Genomic DNA, 3,753 nt, shown 5'->3' with positions numbered 1-3,753 from the left:
CCCCGCGGAGCGGGCTATGCCCCGGCAAGCCGGGGCATAGAGTGCGAATTGCGCAAGCGCAATTCAAATTCCCGCGCAAGCGCGGGAATAGAATTCCGTAAACGGAATTCTAAAAGAGTGTCAATTCGCGCAAGCGCGAATTGAGGGGAGTCCCGCAAGCGGGCCTCCTGGGCTGGCTACGGGGTGAGGGTGCATCACATGCGGGCCTGTGTAGCGACTGGGATCCCAGCTGGCACCCCCCACAACGAGGGTGACGGACCGTCGGCCTGACAGAGTGCCGGCCCCCCGCAGTGACGGGCTGCGCTCCACCCGAACCCCTCCCCCACCCTCAAAACCGGCCGCTCACGTTCACCAATACCCCGCCAGCATACCGCATGAACTGTGCGAGCGGGGCGAGATTCAGCCAAGTATCAGCCTACAGGGCGAACATGCCACGCGGGTGATGCATCACGGGTCCTGGCTGTGTAGCATCTGGGTACAGACAGCAGAACCCCCGGCCCCTCGCGCCGCGTCGGATTTTCTTTTCTGATTGCGCGCCGATTCCGCGAAAAGGAGAACACGGGAAATGGCCGTGAAACTGCGTGACCACCAGATCGAGGCCGTTGCCGCCATTGTGCGCGGTCTCGATATCCCGCCGGGCGGCATTCCTGTCAATGGCCTGCGTGGGCAGGTGCACGCCGCGTGCGGAACAGGGAAAACCATCATCGCTGCGGCCTCGGCAAAGCGGATTGTGCCTAAGGGCCGCATTCTCGTTCTGGTGCCGACGCTGGATCTCCTGACCCAGACCGTCCAGGCGTGGCGCGGGGCCGGGCACACGGGGCCGGCGGTCGCGGTGTGCAGCCTCAGCGACGACCCGGAGCTGTGGAACCTCAAGGTGCGATCCACCACCAACCCGGTGCAGCTGGCGCTGTGGCACGGGGAGGGGCCCGTCACCATCTTCGGGACGTACGCGTCGCTGGGGGTGCTGGCGGAGGCGTTCGAGGGCGTCTACGGGCAGCAGCTCGCCCCGCTGGACCTCGCCGTGGTGGATGAGGCGCACCGGACGTCCGGCTCGATGGGTAAGGCGTGGGCCGACATCCACAACCAGCACGTCATCCCGGCGCACCGCCGGCTGTACCTGACGGCCACGCCGCGGATCTGGCAGGAGCGGCCGAACTGGGAGGTCGCGGAGGGGGTGCGCGAGGCGCTGCCGAAGGAGATGGCGGCCTCCATGGACGACGAGGCCGTGTTCGGGCCGGTGCTCTACAAGCTCTCGTTGGCGTCGGCCGTCTCGCGGGGCCTGCTGGCGCGATACCAGATCATCGTCCTGGAGCTCCAGGACCCGGTCGTCACTCCGGAGCGCCTCATGGGCGAGGAGCGGCGCGGTGAGGAGGTGCGCGGGCAGCGGCTCGGGGCGCTCCAGGCGGCGCTCCTGCACACCATGGAGCAGCACCAGCTCCAGACGTGCATCACCTTCCACCACCGGACGATAGAGGCCGCGGCGTACGCGGAGGGCCTGGAGCGGGTGGCCAAGCGGCTGCACGCGGACCAGCCGGAGAAGTACCCGTCGACGGTGTGGGCGGACTGGCTGTGCGGGGAGCACGTGCCCGAGCGCCGGCGCGACGTGCTGGGGCAGTTCGGCTCCACTGCCCGGCGCGCGGTGCTCTCGAACTGCCGTGTCCTGGGTGAGGGCGTCGACATCCGCGCGGTGGACTCCGTGGCCCTCCTGGACCCCAAGGGCGCCCCGCACGACATCGTCCAGGCCATCGGCCGGGCGCTCCGTCAGAAGCCGGGGCAAGGGAAACTCGCCTCTCTGATCGTTCCGGTATTTCTCCAGCCCGATGAACAGCCGGAGGATATGTTCACCTCGGGATCGTACCGGCCTTTGGTGAAGGTATTGGAAGGTCTGCGCGCGCACGACGAAGAGGCCGTGGAATTGCTTGCGATTCCACAGGAGCCTCAGAAGGACGTGGCGCAGCCGTCCGAGTACATCGGCGCAAAGCCCGAGGACGGAGAGGAAGAAACCCGCCTCCTGCTCCGTTTTTCGGCTCCGCGTGACCCGGTGATGGTCGCGGACTGGATTTCCTTCAACGTGATCGACACGGAGAAGCAGGACTGGGCTCGCGGCTGGGCGTCGCTCAAGAAGTTCACCGAGCGTGAGCTTCACGCCCGCGTTCCGTACGGGCACAAGGAGGGCGCCTACCCGCTCGGGCAGTGGGTCGCGGAGCAGCGACGGGCGTACGGGGCCGGGCAGATGACCGGCCAGCGCGCCGGACGGCTGGAGAAGCTGGGCATGGTCTGGTCGCCGGCCGATGAGCGGTTCCAGGAGAACTTGGAGGCCGCGAAGGCGTACTACGACCAGCACTGGACGCTCTGCGCGCCCCGGCCCGCGACGGCGCTGGACCGGCCGGTGGGGCAGTGGTTGTCCAACCTGCGGCGGCCCGGTGCGCTGGACGGGCACCCGGAGTGGGAGACGGCGTTGAAGGCGGTGGACGAGGACTGGAACCCGTCATGGTCACCGGAGTGGCAGCGGCACTTCGCCGTGGTGCGGGAGATGCTCGCGGAGGAGAGCATCCTCGCGTACATCGAGCCGGGCGTCACCGTCCACGGGATGGACATCGGGAAGTGGCTGGCCAGGCAGCGCAAGCCGGAGGTCTGGGCAGCCCTGACCGGCGGGCAGCGCGAGCGCCTGGAGGTCATCGGCGTCGTGCCGATGGCGGCAGAGCTGGAAGCGCTGGCGAAGCCGTCCGCGACGCCCGTGGGAGCCTTCGAGCGGGGCGTGGCAGCCCTGGCGCAGTACAAGGCGCGTACGAGCTCTGTGACCGTCCCCAGGGGCCACGAGGAGCGGATCGTGATCGACGGACAGGAACACCTCGTGAAACTGGGGGTGTTCCTGAGTAACAGCAAGAGCCGCCGGGCCAAGCTCACCGCGGACAAGCTCCAGCAGCTCGCCGCGCTCGGGCTGGAATGGGCAGCAGCGGCAGAGGAAGGAGCAGTGTGATGGCCGCACGCGAAGAAGAGCAGCGCGTGCAGGCAGCCGTACAACGGCACGTCCGCACCAATGCCTTCGCGGAGGCGGACAAGGTCATCTCGTTCGTGCTGTCCGACCCGCAGGTGCAGCAGGCGAGGGCACAGATCGAGGCGGCGGAGACGGAGCTCGGCATGGAGTTGTGCGCCCGCCTTCAGCCGTTCAAGGACTGCTACGAGCAGGCCGTGCGCGATGGCGACGCGGACCGGCTCACCGGGATCGGCAAGCACGGCCACTGGGGCCGGATCTGTGTCCTGGATGACGGCCACGAGACATCGATGGAGGAACCGCACTGGGGCCACAACAGCGAGGGGCAACCGATCGCATGGGTGAGCAGCGCACCCGACGACCGGTGAGTCCACCAGGCCGTGCCGCCGCACTCGGACTGGAGTCGGCGGCGGCACAAGGCTGATGAGCAGGGCCCGGGGCGCGCTGTGCGGCCCGGGGTGCTTCGAGACGCACGCCTGGTCAGGGGCTGCCGATGGGGGACCAGGCTCTTGGTGTGCTGGAGTATTCGTAGACGCTGGAGAGGTCTGCGCTGACGCTGTAGAGGCGGTCCTTTGTCGCAGCGAAGGAACTGGGGGGATCGCCGATAGCGGTCCAGGTCTTCTTGGACCGGTCGTACTCCTGAAGCTTCCCGCCGGTGGTATCGGTGGCGTAGAGCGTCGTGGGGCTGGTGAAGATCCGTTCGGTCGTGCCGCGCACCTTGTACCAGACGCCTGGTGTGCCGCTGTATTCGAAGGTGC

At 67.9% G+C, this 3,753-nt stretch carries 3 protein-coding genes; 2 read left to right on the top strand and 1 reads right to left on the bottom strand.

Annotated elements, in window-relative coordinates; genetic code table 11:
* The first annotated feature begins 565 nt into the window (after positions 1–565).
* Together ACZ7IB_RS37180 and ACZ7IB_RS37175 are read left to right on the top strand one after the other, a co-directional pair.
* Positions 566–2,980, top strand: a complete 2,415-nt coding sequence (locus ACZ7IB_RS37180; protein ID WP_470918821.1) for a helicase associated domain-containing protein — start codon at positions 566–568, stop codon at positions 2,978–2,980.
* Positions 2,980–3,363 (top strand): hypothetical protein, encoded by a 384-nt coding sequence (locus ACZ7IB_RS37175; protein WP_470918819.1) that lies wholly within the window; start codon positions 2,980–2,982, stop codon positions 3,361–3,363. The genes ACZ7IB_RS37180 and ACZ7IB_RS37175 overlap by 1 nt, the downstream gene beginning before the upstream one ends.
* Before the next feature lie 112 nt (positions 3,364–3,475).
* Here ACZ7IB_RS37175 and ACZ7IB_RS37170 read toward each other — a convergent pair.
* On the bottom strand, positions 3,476–3,753 hold a 278-nt coding region (locus tag ACZ7IB_RS37170), incomplete at its 5' end, for a hypothetical protein (protein ID WP_470918818.1).

It is taken from the genome of Streptomyces sp. NPDC037301 (assembly GCF_055602785.1).
Note: the sequence above shows the minus strand (reverse complement) of the source record. Positions and strands in the feature narration are given on the sequence as shown.